Raw genomic sequence first — 16127 nt, 5'->3', positions numbered from 1 at the left:
TTCAGGGATTCCGGACGCGGACCGGTTTCCCGCCGTCGACGGCGGGGGTAGTGGCGAGGTGTTCGTGCTCCGCCCGCCTCCAAGTCCTGGGCGGAGGCGGATCGTTGAATTCCGAAAATCATTTCTTCTCCATCATTGTGAAGGGCAGGATTCGCATGAAGAGGATCGTCCGGAACGCACTCGTGACCGTCGCCGCCGCCGGAGCGCTCGGCGTCGCCGTCGCCCCGGCCGCGATGGCCGCCGAACAGGCCCAGCCGCTGGCCGGCGTGCAGGCGCAGCTCCGCAACCCGAAGACGGTCAAGGCCGACGCGTACAACCAGGCCCGCAGCATCCTGGCCAAGGCCGGCAGCCAGTCGGCCGCCAAGTCCCACCCGATCCACGGCAAGAACGACGTCCCGGTCTCCTACGGGACGAGCCTCCTCGCCGGCTCCCGGGACGAGTTCCGGGCCGCGGACAAGAATCTCCCCGAGAAGGAGAAGAAGTCCGGCATGTCCCACGACCACTACAACGCCATCCACAACGCGGCCAAGACCATGGGCATCGACACGTGGTGACGCACGGCACCAGCGCCGCCTGACAACGGCGGGCCCGGACAGCCCAGTGGCCCGGGCGGACATCGCTGTCCGCCCGGGCCCTGCTACCGGCCGTACCCCCGTCACCGCCGGTAGAAGACGCTCCTCGACCAGAAGAAGCCGAGCAGCGTCAGCCCGGTGCACCACGCCAGCGCGCTCCACGCGCTGTTGCCGATCGGAGTGCCCATCATCAGCCCGCGCAGGGTCTCGATGATCGGCGTGAACGGCTGGTACTCGGCGAACCAGCGCAGGGCGGTCGGCATCGAGTCGGTCGGGACGATGGCGCTGCCGATGAAGGGCAGGAACTGCAGCGGCATCGGCATGTTGCTGGCGCTCTCGACGGTCTTGGCCACCAGACCGATGCCGGCCGAGATCCAGGTCAGCGCCAGGGCGACGAACACCAGCAGTCCGGCGGCGGCCAGCCACTCCACCGGCCCGGCGGTGGGCCGGAAGCCCATGGCGAGGGCCGCGCCGATCACCAGGACCAGCCCGATCACGGTCTGTATCAGGCTGCCGACCACGTGCCCCGCGAGGAACGCCGAGCGCGAGATCGCCATCGTGCGGAAGCGGTTGACGATCCCTTCCGTCATGTCGGTGCAGACCCCGATCGCCGTGACCAGCGATCCCGAGATGGCCGCCATCAGCACGATGCCGGGCGCCACGTAGTCGATGTAGCTGCCGCCTCCGATGCCCGCACCGAGTGTGCTGCCGTAGGCGTAGTTGAACAGCAGCAGCATCATCACGGGCATCACCACGACCGCGAAGGTCAGGGACGGGTACCGCAGCGCGTGCTTGAGGTTCCGGCGCAGCATGGTCAGCGAATCGCCGACCACGTAGGTCGTCGCACTCATCGGGCTCCCTCTCCGGTCAGTGTGAGGAACACGTCGTCCAGATCGGCCGTCTCCACGACCAGCGACTCGGCCCGCACGGAGGCGTTGTCCAGCGCGTCCAGCACGGCCTTGACGGTGAGGACGGAGTTGTCCCCCGGGATGTCGAGCCGCAGCGCCTCCGGGTCGACCGTCGCGTAGTCGAACAGCCCGGCGGCGACGCCCAGGTGCGCCGCGTCCGCGAACTGGAGCCGGATCCGCCCGCCGGGGACGATCCGCTTCAACTCCTCCGCCGTGCCCTCGGCGACGATCCGCCCGCCGTCCAGGACGGCGATCCGGTCGGCGAGTTCGTCGGCCTCCTCCAGGTACTGGGTGGTGAGGAAGATCGTCACCCCGTGGTCGGCGACCAGCCCCCGGATGATCTCCCACATCGTCCGTCGGCTGCGCGGGTCCAGCCCGGTGGTCGGCTCGTCGAGGAAGATCACCCGCGGATCACCGACCAGCGTCATCGCCAGGTCGAGCTTGCGCCGCATGCCGCCCGAGAAGGTGACGACCGGCTTGCGCGCCGCCTCCGTGAGGTCGAAGCGCCGCAGCAGCTCCTCCGCCCGCCTCCGCCCCTCCCGACGGCGGAGGTGATTGAGGTCCGCCATGAGCATCAGGTTCTCCTCGGCGGTGAGCAGGTTGTCCACCGCCGAGAACTGCCCGGTGACACCGATCGCCGCCCGTACCTGGTCGGCCTGGTGGACCACGTCGTGCCCGGCCACCCGGGCCACCCCGCCGTCGGCCGGGATCAGGGTGGAGAGGATCTGCACGGTGGTGGTCTTGCCGGCGCCGTTCGGCCCGAGCAGGGCGAACACGCTACCCGCCGGGATCTCCAGGTCGATGCCGTTCAGCACGGCCTTGTCGCCGTAGGACTTGGTCAGTCCGACCGCCGAGATCGCCGCCATCACGCCCTCCGGATGACGACGTTGCCGACCTGGGTCTGGCCGCGGACCTCGACCGTCTCCCGGGCGTCGCCCGGGCCCTCCGACGCGCCGAGGGAGTTGCGGACGCCGCCGAACTTGCTGTGCACGTCGAGCCAGGCCGCCGTGCCCTCCGCGATGCCGACCTCCAGGTCCCCCACGGCGGTCTGCAGGGTGACCTTGCCGCGGACCACCCGGCCGAGCCGGATGTGGCCGTTCGCCGACTTGGCGTCCACGCCCGCCCCGGCGAGGCCGACGTGGATCCGTCCGTTGGAGGCGTTGGCCTTCAGCTCGCCCTGCACCTCGTCGATCTCGGTGTCGCCGTTGCTGTTCTTGACCGTCAGCTCGCCCGCGACGGTGCCGATCTCGATCCGGCCGCAGCCGGACACCTCGGCGTCCCCGGCGATCGTGCCGACCCGGATGTCCCCCTGGTCGGTCTTGAGTCGCACGCTCTCGGCCCGGTCGAGCTGGATCCGGCCGAGGGAGGTCTTCAGCCGGCAGTCTCCCAGCGGGCCCTCGGTGACGAAGTCCGCCATCGGGGAGTCGGCGTGCACCTCGGAGCCGGACGGCAGCTCGATCAGGATCTCGATCGAGCCCTTCTTGCTGGAGAACACCGTGCGCTGCTTGGGACCCTTGAGGGTGAGCCGACCTCCGGAGTAGTCGACCTCGGTCAGCTCGGCGGCCTTGACGTCCGCCTCCCTGGCCGCGTTGGCGGGCCGGACCTCGATCACGGCGTCGGCGCGCTTGCTCGCCTTGATCCACACCGAGCCGATTTCGAACTCCAGGGCGGCGGAGATCGGTCCGCCGGTCTCGTACGTAGGCATGGCTGTCCCGTCCTCTTGACTCTCGTGAGTGTTCCCGCTGGTCGGAGCGGGGGTGACGTTGAAGGTGCAGAAGGTTCAGATGGTGCGGAAGCGCTAGTGGACCCAGCCGGTGAAGCCCTGGCCACCGACGCCGCGCGAGGTGCGGGTGCCGAGGTCGGCGGCCGAGCGGACGACCGGCTGACCGCCCTCCAGTGCGCCGGCGACGGCCCGGACCAGCCAGGTGTTGAGGGAGAGGCCCTCCTGTCCGGCGGCCTCCTCGGCCCGGGCCTTGAGGTTCGCGGGCAGGCGCAGGTTGATCCGGGCGGTGCCCGTCTCGTCCGACTCCGGCACCACGGGCGGTGCCACCGGCGCCATCGGTGGTGCCATCGGCGGCACCACGGGCGACACCTCGCCGTGGAAGGCGTCGGAGCCGGGCGGTACGGTCACCACGAACTCCGGGTCGAGCCCGCGCAGGCGCACGTCCACCGAGCCCGGGGCGAGGTCACGGGTGACTTCGCCCATGGCGGCCGAGAGCGCGTTGAGCAGGGTGAGCCGCACGGCCGACTCCAGCGGGAGCGTGAGCCGCTCGGCCAGCGCGCGGGCTTCGTCCCCGCCCGTGCCTGCGGCCACCGCGAGCTCGTTCCGAAGGTTTTCGACGTACGGCGTGAGGTCCATGGCTTAAGCATGGCACAGCCGTGGTGCCATGTCGAGCCATAAGTGGCACCACTTTGGCGTCACGGCTCGGAGTGCCGTGGCGCCAACGCGAAACCGCCCCGCCGGCCGAGGCCGACGGGGCGGTTCGCCAGGAGGGGTCAGGCCTGCCAGCCCGCCAGGTACGTGTCGATCTCGCCCACCAGCCGGGCCTTGCCGGCCACGTCCAGGAAGGACGCCTCGACCGCGTTGCGCGCCAGCGCCGCCACCCCGGCCTCGTCCAGGTCCAGCAGCCGCGCGGCGACCGCGTACTCGGTGTTGAGGTCGGTGCCGAACATCGGCGGGTCGTCGCTGTTGATCGTGACCAGCAGCCCGGCGTCCACCATCCGCTTGATCGGGTGCTCCTCGATCCGCTCCACCGCCCGGGTGGCGATGTTGGAGGTCGGGCAGACCTCCAGCGGGATCCGGTGCTCGCCCAGGTACTCCAGCAGCGCCGGGTCCTGCACCGACTGCGTGCCGTGCCCGATGCGCTCGGCGCCGAGCACCCGGATCGCGTCCCAGACCGTCTCCGGCCCGGTGGTCTCGCCCGCGTGCGGGACGCTGCGCAGGCCGGCCGCCCGCGCCCGGTCGAAGTACGGCTTGAACTGCGGGCGCGGCACGCCGATCTCCGGACCGCCCAGGCCGAAGCTGACCAGGCCCTCGGGGGCCAGGTCGACGGCGAGCCGGGCGGTCTCCTCGGCGGCCTCCAGACCGGCCTCGCCGGGGATGTCGAAGCACCAGCGCAGGACGACCCCGAGCTCCTTCTCGGCCCGCAGCCGGGCGTCCTCGATCGCCTCCATGAAGGCGACGTCCGGGATGCCCCGCTTGACCGAGGAGTACGGGGTGAGGGTCAGCTCGGCGTACCGGATGTTCTGGCGCGCCATGTCCTCGGCCACGCCGTAGGTGAGCGCGCGGACGTCCTCGGCGTCGCGGATCAGGTCCACGACGCTCAGGTAGACCTCGATGAAGTGGGCGAAGTCGGTGAAGGTGAAGTACTCGGCGAGCGCCGCCGGGTCGGTCGGCACCTTCGACTGGCCGCGGTGGCGGGCGGCCAGCTCGGCGACGATGCGCGGCGAGGCCGAGCCCACGTGGTGGACGTGCAGCTCCGCCTTGGGCATCCCGGCGATGAACGCCTCGATGCCCCCGGTACCAGTGGGGTTTCCGATCCGACTTCCGTCCGGCTGGACCACGGTGGTTCCCTCTTCCTTCTACGCGCGTCTCGACGATGTCGGCCAAGAATAGGCCGAAGCGGGGATCACCCGCCGAGGGCGACCGCGACGGTGTGGATGAGCAGCCCGGCCAGGGCGCCGACCACGGTGCCGTTGATCCGGATGAACTGCAGGTCACGGCCCACGTTGGCCTCGATCTTCCGGGAGGCGTCGTCGGCGTCCCAGCCCGCCACCGTCTCGGAGATCAGCGAGGTGATCTCGGTGCGGTAGGTGTCCACCAGGTACTGCGCGGCGTCCTGGAGCCAGCCGTCCACCTTGGCCTGGAGCTTGGCGTCGGTCGCCAGGCGCGCGCCGAAGCCGCCCACGCCGTCGCGGATGCGCCGGCGCAGTTCGCTGTCCTCGTCCTCGGCCGCGTTGAGCACCAGGGTGCGGACGGCCGCCCAGGTGGAGGCGATCAGGTCCTGCACCTCGGGCCGGGCCAGCAGCTCCACCTTGGCCCGCTCGACCCGGGCGATGGTCTCCGGGTCGGTCTGCAGCTCGGTCGCGAAGTCGGCGAGGAAGTTGTCGATGGCGCCGCGGGCCGGGTGGTCCGGATCGTCCCGGATGTCGGTGACGAACCGCATCAGTTCCTTGTAGACCCGCTCGCCGACCTGGTGGTCGATGAACTTGGGCGTCCAGCCGGGGGTCTTCTGGCTGACCCGTCGGACCACCTCCTCGTGGTTGGTGGTCAGCCAGCCGTGCGCCCGGACGGCCACCAGGTCCACCATGCCGTGGTGCCCGCCGTCGGCGACCACCTTGCCCAGCATCCGGCCCATCGGCTCGGCTACCGAGGTCGCCGCCGCCCGCCTGGTCACCGCCTCGGCGACGACCGCCTGCACGTCGTCGTCCCGGAGCACCGCGAGCACCCCGCGCAGCGCCGCCGAGGCCTCCTTGGTGACCCGCTCGGCGCTGCCCGGCGCGGCCAGCCACTCCCCCAGCCGCCGGGCGATGCCGAGCGAGGCGAGGCGGCCGCGCACCACGTGGCCGGAGAGGAAGTTCTCGCCGACGAACTCGCCGAGCGAGCGCCCGAAGGCGTCCTTCTTGGTCGGGATGATCGCGGTGTGCGGGATCGGCAGGCCGAACGGGCGGCGGAACAGCGCGGTCACCGCGAACCAGTCGGCCAGCGCGCCGACCATGCCCGCCTCGGCGGCCGCCGCCACGTACCCGGCCCAGGCGCCGGCGCCGGCCGCCTTGGCCCAGGTGGCGAGGGCGAAGACCAGGGACGCGAAGGCCAGCAGGCCGGTCGCGATGGTCTTCATCCGGCGGACGCCACGTCTCTTCTGCTCGTCGGCGGCGGTGAACCGGACCCCGGGGCCCGTACCGCTGAAGGCTTCGTCACTCACCCCGCCAGTCTGCCCGTTGCCCGGCGCGGGCGAGGGCGCGCCCCGCGATCACGCGCCGGGAGCGCGCCCGGTCACGCCCCGTTCCACCCGGCGCGCCGCCCTCTCAAGCCCCCTTGCGCTCCCCTCACGCCCCGCCCAGCACGATCCGCCGCACCCCCGCGACCACACAGACGTCCAGGCTCATCCCCGGCCTCCGTTCACCGTGTTGGCCAGCCGGCGCCAGGCCGGATAGCGCCGCCGCAGCCCGCGCCGCAGCTGCGCCGGCACGGCGCCGCGCCACAGCTGCTGGGCCAGGTTGAGCGGCGGGACCCCCGCCGGCAGCGGCTCCGGCTCCTCGTGCAGCAGGAAGACCTCGTCCGCCAGCCCCAGCCGGGCGTCCCGGAACGCCGGGTAGCCCGCGTAGTGCCGCCGCCCGTCCACGACCACCGGCGGGTCGCCGTGCGCGGCCTCGTACCGGATCAGGTCGCGCAGCGCCTCCGGCCGCACGGCGGCGGCGAGTTCGAGCCGCAGCCGCTCGGCGACCGGCAGCCGCGGGTAGACCGCGCGGGCGCCGAAGCGCTCGACCAGGCGGCCGACCTCGGCGCACACCTGATGCTGGACGGCGTCGTCCAGCAGCAGGAAGTCGTCCTGGAGCAGCCGCGGCACGTCCCGGGCGAAGCTGCGGGCCCGGATCGCGTCCAACTCCTCGCCGGGCTCGGCCAGATCGGCGGCGACCTGCTGCAGCGCCGCGATCCCGCGCAGCCGGTCCAGCACCCCGGCCCGCTGGGTGACGTTGCCCCGGTCCTCGCGCAGCACCAGGAAGTAGCAGTCGTAGTCGGCGAGGACGGACACCCGGGCCGCCCGCAGGCAGGCCTCCAGGGTGAACGGCTGATCCGAGAAGACCTTCAACTCCTCGTCGCGGCGCAGCCCGTGGCACCGGATGAGGTCCAGCCGGAACAGCTTGGTGTCGGCCAGCGCCCAGGCCAGCGCCGAGTCGGTGAAGCCGACGGACTCCGCGTCGGCGTGGAAGATCCCCTGCGGCACCAGCCGCCCGTTCACCCCCACCTGCTTGGGCACCAACACGTCCGACCCCCAGGCGTCGGCCGCCGCGACCAGCCGCTCCAGCGCCTCGGCGCCGAGCCAGTCGTCCGCGCCGAGGAAGAGCACGTAGCGGCCGCGGGCCAGCGCCACGCCCCGGTTGGTGGGGGCCGCCGGGCCGCCCGAGTTGGGCTGGTGCACCACCCGGAACAGACCGGGGTGGCGGGCGGCGTAGTCGTCCAGTACGGCCTCGCCGCCGTCCGTGGAGCCGTCGTCGACGACCACCACCTCAAGGCGCCCGGGCGCCAGGGTCTGCCCGACCAGCGAGTCCAGGCAGGCGGTGAGGTAGGGCAGGGTGTTGTAGACCGCGACCACCACGGTCACATCGGGTCCGGCCATCGAGAAACGCTGCCCTCCGGTGTGCGGTTCGCCGAGCGATGCACCATCAACTCGGCCACCCGCCGGGGAGTCACGTGCCCTCCCCGGACGGGTGGCCGCGGCCGACCGGAGGTACGGCGGTCGAACGTTCGGATGAGTCAGGCGGGAGGTACCCGCCAGGCGTCAGCCGATCGCCACCTCCGCGTACATCCGCGCGATCACGTCCTCGATCGCCGGCTCGCGTACCGACAGGTCCACCAGCGGGTAGCGCGCGGCCACCGCCGCCACGATCGGCGCCGCGCTCTGCTGCGCCGGGAAGGCCAGCCACTGGCGCGGCCCCTCGACCTTCACCACCCGGGCGCCGGCCACCTCGATCGCGGGCCGGGCCTCGGCCAGGTCGACCACCAGGGTGCGCTCGCTGCGCCCGGTGGCGTGCAGCCCGTCCAGCCCACCGTCGTAGACGACCCGGCCGTGGTCGATCACCATGACCCGGCCGCAGAGCTGCTCGATGTCGGTCAGGTCGTGGGTGGTGAGCAGCACGGTGGTGCCCCGGTCCTGGTTCACCTCGCGCAGGAACTCCCGCACCTTCCCCTTGCTGACCACGTCCAGGCCGATGGTCGGCTCGTCCAGGTAGAGCACCTGCGGGTCGTGCAGCAGCGCCGCCGCGAGGTCGCCGCGCATCCGCTGGCCGAGCGAGAGCTGCCGGACGGGGGTGTCCAGCAGTCCTTCCAGGTCGAGCAGTTCGACGCAGCGGCCGAGGTTCTCGCGATATCGCCGGTCGGGGATGCGGTAGATCCGGCGGGCGAGCTCGAAGGAGTCGCGCAGCGGCAGGTCCCACCAGAGGGTGGTGCGCTGGCCGAAGACGACGCCGATCCGGCGGGCCAGCGCGACGCGTTCGCGGGCCGGGTCCACCCCGGCGACGCGCAGCCGCCCGCCGCTGGGCACGAGGATGCCGGTGAGCATCTTGACGGTGGTCGACTTGCCGGCGCCGTTGGGGCCGATGTAGCCGACGCACTCGCCGGCCTCGACGGTGAAGCTCAGCCCGTCCACCGCGCGCACCTCGCGCTTCTCCCGGCTGAACCGGCCGGTGCGGGCCCGCACGGTGAAGGTGCGGCGGACGTCCTCGAGTTCGATCAGTGCCATGGAAGTTCCTTGTGTGGAGGGCGGGTTCAGCTGCCGGTGCCGCGGTAGGCGCGCAGTCCGGCCCGCCAGGCGAGCCCGGCGGCGGCGACGCAGAGCGCGGCGGCGAGCGGGGAGGCGAACTGGAAGGCGGTGGGCAGGCCGAGCGGGTCAGGCCGGCCGAGGATGTGCAGGGCGGGCAGCCAGTTGACGAAGGCCAGCGGGACGCCGAAGACCACGCCGGCCACCAGCTCCTTGGCGAAGATGGTCGGCGGGTAGTGCAGCAGGGTCGCGCCGCCGTAGGTGAAGGAGTTCTGGATCTCCTTGGACTCCCCCCACCAGAACTGCACGGTCGCGCCGCCGACGTAGATCGCGCCGAAGATGACGCTGCCGCAGACCAGCAGGGCGGGCACCAGCAGCACGCGGTCCCAGGTCCAGTGCACGTCCAGGGTGGCCAGCGACCAGGCGAGCACCGCCAGGGCCTGGAGCGGGCGGCCGATCCGGCGCAGCGAGAAGCGTTCGGCGCACAGTTGGGCGAGCGCGGGCGCGGGCCGGATCAGCATGGTGTCCAGCGACCCGTTGACGATCCGCACGCCGAGGCCGTCGACCGAGCCGACCAGCATGTTGGCCACCCCGAGGGCGAAGGTCGCGGTGGCGTAGAGGAAGGCGATCTCCGGCAGGCGCCAGCCGCCGAGCTGGTCGGTGTGCCGGAACATCAGCACCAGCACCACGAAGTCCAGCGAGTGGGTGACCAGGCTGGCCAGCAGGTTCAGCGCGAACGAGGCCCGGTAGGCCATCATCGAGCGCATCCACATCCGGGCGCACAGCCACCAGGAGCGGACCGCCCAGCCGGTCCGGGCGAGCAGGGGCTCAGCCACCCTGCACCACCACCTTGCGGGTCGCCAGCCACTGGGCGCCCCGGCCCGCGGCGAGCAGGGCGACGGCCCAGGCGAGCTGGAAGCCGAGCGCGCCGACCAGGCCGGTGCCGGTCGCGCGCTCCAGGAACACGTCGGTCGGCACCTTCACCAGCGCCGCCCAGGGCAGCACCGGGGCGAGCTCACCGAGCAGGCCGGGGAAGAGCGCGATCGGCAGCAGCATCCCGGAGAAGAACATCGAGACCACCAGCATCACCGAGCGCACCCCCTCCGAGTCGTGCAGCCAGAAGCCGGTGATCGAGACCAGGAAGCGCAGCCCGAAGCTGACCACCACCGCGAGCAGCACCGAGAGCAGGAAGACCGCCCAGGTCACCGGCTGCTCGGGCATCCGGGTGCGGAACACCAGCGCGCCGACCAGCAGCGGCACGGTGCCGCGGACCAGCAGCTGGAAGGCGGCCCGGCCGAGGTCGGTGGCCAGCCACCAGCCCTGGAAGTCGACCGGGCGGTAGAGGTCGACGGCGATGTCCCCGCTGCGGAAGCGGTCCTGGACGTCGTCCTGGAAGCCGCCGCCCCACACCGCGACGGTGACCAGCAGGGCCTGGCTGACCCAGATGTAGGTGACGGCCTGGCTCTGGTCGTAGCCGCCGAGGTTGGGGCGGGCCTGCCAGAGGGCGAGGAAGGAGGAGGCCAGGATGATGCCGAAGACGGTGTTGGTGAAGGTGCCGGCCAGGGTGGCGGCCCGGTAGGTGGAGTAGCGGCGGAAGGCGCCACGGGCGACGGCGGCGTAGAGCCCGAGCGCGGAGGCGAGCCCGGTGGGACCGGGGCCGGGGTCGGGGTCGGGAGGGCGTCCGACCTGCGCCTCCACGGGTGCGGCGTTCAGCATATTGTCTCCTTGTCGACAAATACGGGCAGGCGGATGCCCACAGACGTCCGCGCACGCCGCAGTGGCCCCGACCGGCCGAACCCGGGGGTACCGGGCCGAACGGGCGGAGCTGCCAGAACTGGGTGCGCTATGCGGTTTGCATCTTTCACCGTACCGCCGACGATCAGCCGCCGCACCCCGTTTTTCCCACGCACGCCAACCCCGGACCAACCCCTGAGTGCCCGTCAAATAGCACATAATCGCGGCATGACCCTGAGCACCCGGCGCCAGGCCAAACGAGCCGCCCGCCGCGCGGCCCGCCGCGCCCTCCCCCGCTGGCGCCGGATCCTGCCCACCTGGCGGATCACCCTCGGCACCCTCGCCGCCGTGCTGCTCCTCGCCGTCGGCGCCTTCGCCGCGCTCTACGTCATCGTCCCGGTCCCCGACCCCAACGCCCACGCCGTCGCCCAGAACAACATCTACCTCTACGCCGACGGCACCACCGAGATCGCCCGCACCGGCGCCGTCAACCGCACCGACGTCACCATCGACCAGATCCCGCTGCAGACCCAGCACGCCGTCGTCTCCGCCGAGGACCGCACCTTCTACCGCAACCGCGGCATCGACCTGAAGGGCATGCTCCGGGCCGGCTGGAACACCCTCACCGGCAAGGGCATGCAGGGCGGCTCCACCATCACCCAGCAGTACGTCAAGAACTACTACCTGACGCAGGACAAGACCATCGAGCGCAAGGGCCGCGAACTCTTCATCGCCCTCAAGGTCGACCAGCAGCGCGACAAGCCGGACATCCTCGCCGGCTACCTCAACAGCAGCTACTTCGGCCGCGGCGCCTACGGCATCCAGAGCGCAGCCCACGCCTACTACGGCGTCGACGTCTCCGCCCTCACCCTCGCCCAGGGCGCCTACCTCGCCTCCCTCCTCCAGGCCCCCAGCAGCTACGACGTCAAGACCGCCACCCCCGCCAACCGCGAGAAAGCCATCGCCCGCTGGCACTACACCCTCGACGGCATGGTCCAACTCGGCTTCCTCACCAACGCCGAACGCGCCGCCACCACCTTCCCCGAACCGAACGACCCCCAGCCCGCCACCGGCCTCTCCGGCCAGGCCGGCTACCTCGTCGGCGTCGCCGACGACTACCTCGTCTCCGCCGGCATCATCGACACCGCCACCCTCAAGGCCGGCGGCTGGCGCATCACCACCACCTTCGACAAGCCCAAGCAGGACGCCTTCAGCAAGGCCGTCCAGGACGAGCTCACCGACGAACTCGACCCCCGGACCCGCCCCACCACCGACACCGACGTCCGGGTCGCCGGCGCCTCCGTCGAACCCGCCACCGGCCGCGTCGTCGCCGTCTACGGCGGCCCCGACTACGCCAAGCAGCCCTACAACGACGCCCTGCGCCAGGACAACCAGATCGGCTCCACCTTCAAACCCATCGACCTCGCCGCCGGCCTCATCGCCCAACACACCCTCGACGGAACGCGGATCACCCCCGACACCCGCTACGACGGCACCAGCGAACGCCCCGTCACCGGTGGCCCCACCCCCTACGCGCCGCCCAACGAGGACGACATCGACTACGGCGACATCACCCTGCGCTACGCCATGGTGAAGTCCGTCAACTCCGTGTACGCCCAGGAAGGCGTCGACGCCGGCCTCACCCGCGTCCGCGACACCGCCGTCAAACTCGGCATCCCCGACAACGTCCGCGGCATGGACCCGGCCAACACCTCGATGACCCTCGGCACCGCCACCCCCAGCGCCATCGACCTGGCCGGCGCCTACGCCACCCTCGCCAACCACGGCCAGGCGAACGCCCCGTGGTCCGTCCTCAAACTCGAACGCGTCCACACCGGCGGCGCCGTCGACGTCCCCAAGATGCCCGACCACACCCCCGTCGACGCCATCGACCGCTCCTACGCCGACGCCGTCACCGACGTCCTGCGCGACGTCGTCAGCCCCCGCGGCACCGGCGCCGCCGCCCTCGACCTCGGCCGCCCCGCCGCCGGCAAGACCGGCACCACCGACTCCAACCTCTCCGCCTGGTTCGCCGGCTACACCCCCGAACTCACCACCACCGTCGGCCTGTTCCGCGAGAACCCGAAGACCCACGCCAAGGAACCGCTGACCGGCACCGCCGGACTCACCCGGATCAACGGCGGCGCCTTCCCCACGCAGATCTGGACCGCCTACATGGCCGCCGCCCTCAACGGCACCGCCACCCAGCAGTTCGACCTGCAGACCGACCGCGACACCCCCGCCCCCAGCTACAGCCCGAGCAGCAGCGCCACCAGCACCCCCAGGCCAACCGCCACCACGCCCACCACCACCGCCGCCGAGGAACCCCCCACCAGCGCACCCGCACCCGCGCCCGACACCCCCACCCGCGCCCCCAGCGCGCCGGCCCCCACCGGCGACCCCGTCCCCGGCCCGACCGCCCCCAGCCCGCCGGCACCCCAGCCCACCCCCACCCAGGAGCAGCCCAGCCCCACCGCCCGGCCCACCCACACCCGGCCCACCCACCCGACCGGCACACCCACCACCCCCGCCGCCACCAACCCCCCGGCGGCGTCCACGACACCACCGGCCCATGAGGTACCGGCCCATGAGGTACCGGCCCGGTGAGGTACCGGCCCGGTGAGCTACCGCGCCACCAACTCCCGCTCCAGCGGCGTCCGGAACCGCGGCGTCACCCGCACCTCCCCCAACCAGCCCGCCAACCGCGCCGCCTCCCCCGCGATCGCCGCCTCGGCCTCCGCCCCGACATCACCGAACAGCCGCCACACCACCTCGCCGTCCGGACGCTGCGCCCAGCCGCCCACCACCCGGCCGCACCACCACACCGTCGGCCCGGCATTGCCCGCCCGGTCGAACAGCGCCGGCACGTCCTCCGGCCGCAGGTACCAGTCCCGCCCCCGCCAGCCCATCACCACCGGATCCAGCGCCGGCAGCAGCGCCGCCCACGGCTCCGGCTCCGCCACCGGCCCGGCGTCCCCCGGCAGCACCAGGGCCGCCACCCCGCCCGCCAGCTCCACGTCCTCGGCGCCCACGTCCGACACCGCCCTGCGGGTGTCCCCGAGCGTCCAGCCCGTCCACCACTTCACGTCCTCGACGGTCGCCGGGCCGTACGCGGCCAGCCAGCGCCGCACCACCTCCGCCTTCGCCTCCCGCACCGGCACCTCCGGCCACTGCGGCACCGGCGCCCACGGATAGACGCTGCTCAGCCACGACCCGCGCGGACGGCCCCGCCGCACGTGCCCGTCCGCGGCCAGCAGCCGCAGCAGCCGACTGCCCACGCTCTGCCTGTTCTCGTACGACTTGCCCGCCGACCTCAGCATCGTCTCGCGCAACTCCGGTACGTCGTCGCCGAGTTCCTTCGTCGTCGCCTCGCCGCGCCGGGCCAGGGCGGCCAGCACGGCGCGCTCCGCCCCGGCCAGCCGCGGCTCGTCCCAGCCCTCCGCGTGGTCCCGCAGGTGCTTGAGCAGCGTCGCCCGCTCCTTCGCGGCGATCGCGCGCGCCGTCGACGAGCTCACGTACGGCGCGAAGCCCTCCGTCACCGCGAAGATCGTCCGCCGCATCGACAGCAGCTTCACCAGCGTGACGTCCTCGTAGAGCGCCCGCTCCACCTCCGCCGCCGACGGCTCGGCCAGCCGCGCGCACGCCGACAGGTACACCGTCGCGGCGTCCGAGGCGTGCAGCCCCACCACCGCGTCCGCCACCTGCTCCACCCGCGCCACCCGCGCCGAGGGCGCCAGCAACTGCCGCCGCCCCACCCGGGCCCGCCGCTCACCCTCGCCGATCACCGGCACCCGCCTCGTCATGCCCGGACCCTAGCGCCCGCCACCGACAGTTCAGAGGTCCAAAGGTTCGGAGGTGTTCGGAGGTTTCAGAGATAGAGGCCGGTCGAGCCCTCCGTGTCGCCGAAGCGGGTCGCCGCCACCGCGTGCAGGTCGCGCTCGCGCAGCAGCACGTAGGTCGCGCCGCGGACCTCGACCTCCAGCTTGTCCTCCGGGTCGTAGAGCACCCGGTCACCCGGCTCCACCGAGCGCACGCTCTGGCCCACGGCCACAGCTTCCGCCCACGTGCACCTTTTACTGAGCTCCGCGGTCGCGGGAATGAGGATGCCGCCGGTCGAGCGGCGCTCGCCCTCGCCGCCCTCGATCCGCACCAGCACGCGGTCGTGCAGCATCCTGATCGGCAGCTTCTCGCCCAGCCGGTCGTGCCGCGACGCCTCGTACTCGGGTGCGGCGGAGGCGGGCTGCGGGGTCGGTTCGTCGTTCGTACTCACGATCCCGAAGGTACCGCCCCCGGGCGCGGAGCGTGACGCTGGGCCGGTGTGCGGAGGGCCGCCGGGCACACCGAAGGCCGGGCGCCTCCCGCGCCCGGCCCCTCGCATCGCACCCGCTCAGCCCTTGCGACGCCTCCGGACGGAGGCCACCAGCAGCACCACGCCCACGCCGACCAGCGCGGCCGGGACGATCCGCTCCCTGCGCGGCTGCCCCTTCTCGTCCACGAACTGCGCCCGCACCTTCTCCACCACGCCGTTGGCCGCCACGTACGCCCGGCCGGCCTTCTCCTCGACGGCCGCCACCGCCTTCGCCTTCACCTGGGCGCTGATCGTGCTCGGGTGGACGCGCACGGCCAGCTCGTCCAGGGTGTCCGCCAGCTGGGTGCGGGTCCGGGCGATGTCCGCCTCGATCTGGGCGGTCGTCCGCGCCGACTTGTCCTTCGTGCTCGCCTCGCCCACTCGGGCCACCCCATTCACTTACTGATGTTGTCCTGTGCGACTGACCCAGTCTGTCAGCTGCCGAGCACGGCCGCGCGGCCCCACCCACCATCGGGGGTAAGTTTGCCGTGGTACGACCGCCCGCCCCGCACGCACCAGGAGAGTCAACCCGTGAGTGAGCGTCTCCAGCCCGGCGACACCGCGCCCGCCTTCAGCCTGCCCGACGCCGACGGCAAGCCGGTGTCCCTCGCCGACCACCTGGGCCGCAAGGTCATCGTCTACTTCTACCCGGCCGCGCTCACGCCCGGCTGCACCAAGCAGGCCTGCGACTTCACCGACAACCTGGAGGTGTTCGCGGGCGCCGGCTACGACGTCATCGGCGTCTCGCCGGACAAGCCGGAGAAGCTCGGCAAGTTCCGCGAGGCCGAGGACCTCAAGGTCACCCTGGTGTCCGACCCCGACCACAAGGTGCTGGAGGCCTACGGCGCCTTCGGGGAGAAGCAGAACTACGGCCGCACCTACGTCGGCGTGATCCGCTCCACCGTGATCGTCGACGAGCAGGGCAAGGTCGAGCGCGCCCTCTACAACGTCAAGGCCACCGGGCACGTCGCCAAGCTGCTGCGCGACCTCAAGGTCGAGACCGCCTGAGACTCCGGCCCTGAGACCCTGACCACGCAGCGGTGGCGGCACACCCCCCGACCGGGTGCACCGCCACCGCCGTCTC

The 16127-nt window shown here is 72.4% G+C and carries 16 protein-coding genes; 3 read left to right on the top strand and 13 right to left on the bottom strand.

Annotated elements, in window-relative coordinates; translation table 11 throughout:
- Positions 1–155: 155 nt before the first annotated feature.
- Positions 156–554 (top strand): hypothetical protein, encoded by a 399-nt coding sequence (locus tag ACIOJE_RS16740; protein ID WP_400776905.1) that lies wholly within the window; start codon positions 156–158, stop codon positions 552–554.
- A gap of 101 nt (positions 555–655) precedes the next feature.
- On the opposite strand, the gene ACIOJE_RS16735 is transcribed toward ACIOJE_RS16740, so the two are convergent.
- From ACIOJE_RS16735 to ACIOJE_RS16690, 10 genes are all read right to left on the bottom strand, one after another.
- Positions 656–1423: an ABC transporter permease gene (locus tag ACIOJE_RS16735; RefSeq protein WP_280679981.1), complete on the bottom strand. Its 768-nt coding sequence runs from the start codon at positions 1421–1423 to the stop codon at positions 656–658.
- Positions 1420–2346: an ATP-binding cassette domain-containing protein gene (locus ACIOJE_RS16730; RefSeq protein WP_400776903.1), complete on the bottom strand. Its 927-nt coding sequence runs from the start codon at positions 2344–2346 to the stop codon at positions 1420–1422. The genes ACIOJE_RS16735 and ACIOJE_RS16730 overlap by 4 nt, the downstream gene beginning before the upstream one ends.
- Positions 2346–3185 carry a DUF4097 family beta strand repeat-containing protein gene (locus ACIOJE_RS16725; protein WP_280679985.1) on the bottom strand — a complete coding sequence of 280 codons (840 nt, stop codon included), beginning with the start codon at positions 3183–3185 and terminating at the stop codon, positions 2346–2348. The genes ACIOJE_RS16730 and ACIOJE_RS16725 overlap by 1 nt, the downstream gene beginning before the upstream one ends.
- Positions 3186–3278: 93 nt before the next feature.
- Positions 3279–3839: a toxin-antitoxin system HicB family antitoxin gene (locus tag ACIOJE_RS16720; protein ID WP_400776901.1), complete on the bottom strand. Its 561-nt coding sequence runs from the start codon at positions 3837–3839 to the stop codon at positions 3279–3281.
- A gap of 137 nt (positions 3840–3976) precedes the next feature.
- Positions 3977–5044 carry an adenosine deaminase gene (locus ACIOJE_RS16715; RefSeq protein WP_280679989.1) on the bottom strand — a complete coding sequence of 356 codons (1068 nt, stop codon included), beginning with the start codon at positions 5042–5044 and terminating at the stop codon, positions 3977–3979.
- 65 nt (positions 5045–5109) lie between these two features.
- The gene (locus ACIOJE_RS16710) at positions 5110–6405 is read right to left on the bottom strand and encodes a DUF445 domain-containing protein (RefSeq protein ID WP_400776899.1); all 1296 of its coding nucleotides are present in this window, start codon (positions 6403–6405) and stop codon (positions 5110–5112) included.
- A 180-nt stretch (positions 6406–6585) separates the two neighbouring features.
- The gene (locus ACIOJE_RS16705) at positions 6586–7821 is read right to left on the bottom strand and encodes a glycosyltransferase family 2 protein (protein ID WP_400776898.1); all 1236 of its coding nucleotides are present in this window, start codon (positions 7819–7821) and stop codon (positions 6586–6588) included.
- Positions 7822–7983: 162 nt separating this feature from the next.
- Positions 7984–8943 carry an ATP-binding cassette domain-containing protein gene (locus tag ACIOJE_RS16700; protein WP_280679995.1) on the bottom strand — a complete coding sequence of 320 codons (960 nt, stop codon included), beginning with the start codon at positions 8941–8943 and terminating at the stop codon, positions 7984–7986.
- Positions 8944–8969: 26 nt separating this feature from the next.
- Entirely contained in the window at positions 8970–9734 is a 765-nt protein-coding gene (locus ACIOJE_RS16695; protein WP_400777030.1) for an ABC transporter permease, read from the bottom strand.
- 55 nt (positions 9735–9789) lie between these two features.
- Positions 9790–10677 (bottom strand): ABC-2 family transporter protein, encoded by an 888-nt coding sequence (locus ACIOJE_RS16690; protein ID WP_280679997.1) that lies wholly within the window; start codon positions 10675–10677, stop codon positions 9790–9792.
- Between the two features lie 246 nt (positions 10678–10923).
- Between ACIOJE_RS16690 and ACIOJE_RS16685 the strand changes: the two genes are divergently transcribed.
- A complete protein-coding gene (locus tag ACIOJE_RS16685; protein WP_400776895.1) occupies positions 10924–13302 on the top strand; it encodes a transglycosylase domain-containing protein in 2379 nt (792 codons plus the stop codon).
- Between the two features lie 17 nt (positions 13303–13319).
- On the opposite strand, the gene ACIOJE_RS16680 is transcribed toward ACIOJE_RS16685, so the two are convergent.
- From ACIOJE_RS16680 to ACIOJE_RS16670, 3 genes are all read right to left on the bottom strand, one after another.
- Positions 13320–14498: a winged helix DNA-binding domain-containing protein gene (locus tag ACIOJE_RS16680; RefSeq protein WP_400776893.1), complete on the bottom strand. Its 1179-nt coding sequence runs from the start codon at positions 14496–14498 to the stop codon at positions 13320–13322.
- 65 nt (positions 14499–14563) lie between these two features.
- Positions 14564–14866, bottom strand: coding sequence for a co-chaperone GroES (locus tag ACIOJE_RS16675; RefSeq protein ID WP_049655715.1), 303 nt, complete (start codon positions 14864–14866; stop codon positions 14564–14566).
- A 216-nt stretch (positions 14867–15082) separates the two neighbouring features.
- A complete protein-coding gene (locus ACIOJE_RS16670; protein ID WP_280680002.1) occupies positions 15083–15424 on the bottom strand; it encodes a DUF3618 domain-containing protein in 342 nt (113 codons plus the stop codon).
- 150 nt (positions 15425–15574) lie between these two features.
- Between ACIOJE_RS16670 and bcp the strand changes: the two genes are divergently transcribed.
- Complete coding sequence (gene bcp / locus ACIOJE_RS16665; RefSeq protein ID WP_400776892.1) at positions 15575–16051, top strand: thioredoxin-dependent thiol peroxidase; 477 nt, start codon at positions 15575–15577, stop codon at positions 16049–16051.
- Positions 16052–16127 lie beyond the last annotated feature (76 nt).

The organism is Kitasatospora sp. NPDC087861 (genome assembly GCF_044742585.1).
In the GTDB taxonomy this organism is placed as follows: Bacteria; Actinomycetota; Actinomycetes; order Streptomycetales; family Streptomycetaceae; genus Kitasatospora.
The sequence above is the reverse complement of the archived record's forward strand: the minus strand, read 5'-3'. Positions and strand labels throughout refer to the sequence as shown.

What these genes read in the sequence shown, in the direction of transcription:
- ACIOJE_RS16740 (WP_400776905.1), top strand. Translation starts at nt 156, where the DNA reads ATGAAGAGGATCGTCCGGAACGCACTCGTGACCGTCGCCGCCGCCGGA.
- ACIOJE_RS16735 (WP_280679981.1), bottom strand. Translation starts at nt 1,423, where the DNA reads ATGAGTGCGACGACCTACGTGGTCGGCGATTCGCTGACCATGCTGCGC.
- ACIOJE_RS16730 (WP_400776903.1), bottom strand. Translation starts at nt 2,346, where the DNA reads ATGGCGGCGATCTCGGCGGTCGGACTGACCAAGTCCTACGGCGACAAG.
- ACIOJE_RS16725 (WP_280679985.1), bottom strand. Translation starts at nt 3,185, where the DNA reads ATGCCTACGTACGAGACCGGCGGACCGATCTCCGCCGCCCTGGAGTTC.
- ACIOJE_RS16720 (WP_400776901.1), bottom strand. Translation starts at nt 3,839, where the DNA reads ATGGACCTCACGCCGTACGTCGAAAACCTTCGGAACGAGCTCGCGGTG.
- ACIOJE_RS16705 (WP_400776898.1), bottom strand. Translation starts at nt 7,821, where the DNA reads ATGGCCGGACCCGATGTGACCGTGGTGGTCGCGGTCTACAACACCCTG.
- ACIOJE_RS16700 (WP_280679995.1), bottom strand. Translation starts at nt 8,943, where the DNA reads ATGGCACTGATCGAACTCGAGGACGTCCGCCGCACCTTCACCGTGCGG.
- ACIOJE_RS16695 (WP_400777030.1), bottom strand. Translation starts at nt 9,734, where the DNA reads ATGTGGATGCGCTCGATGATGGCCTACCGGGCCTCGTTCGCGCTGAAC.
- ACIOJE_RS16690 (WP_280679997.1), bottom strand. Translation starts at nt 10,677, where the DNA reads ATGCTGAACGCCGCACCCGTGGAGGCGCAGGTCGGACGCCCTCCCGAC.
- ACIOJE_RS16685 (WP_400776895.1), top strand. Translation starts at nt 10,924, where the DNA reads ATGACCCTGAGCACCCGGCGCCAGGCCAAACGAGCCGCCCGCCGCGCG.
- ACIOJE_RS16680 (WP_400776893.1), bottom strand. Translation starts at nt 14,498, where the DNA reads ATGACGAGGCGGGTGCCGGTGATCGGCGAGGGTGAGCGGCGGGCCCGG.
- ACIOJE_RS16675 (WP_049655715.1), bottom strand. Translation starts at nt 14,866, where the DNA reads ATGCTGCACGACCGCGTGCTGGTGCGGATCGAGGGCGGCGAGGGCGAG.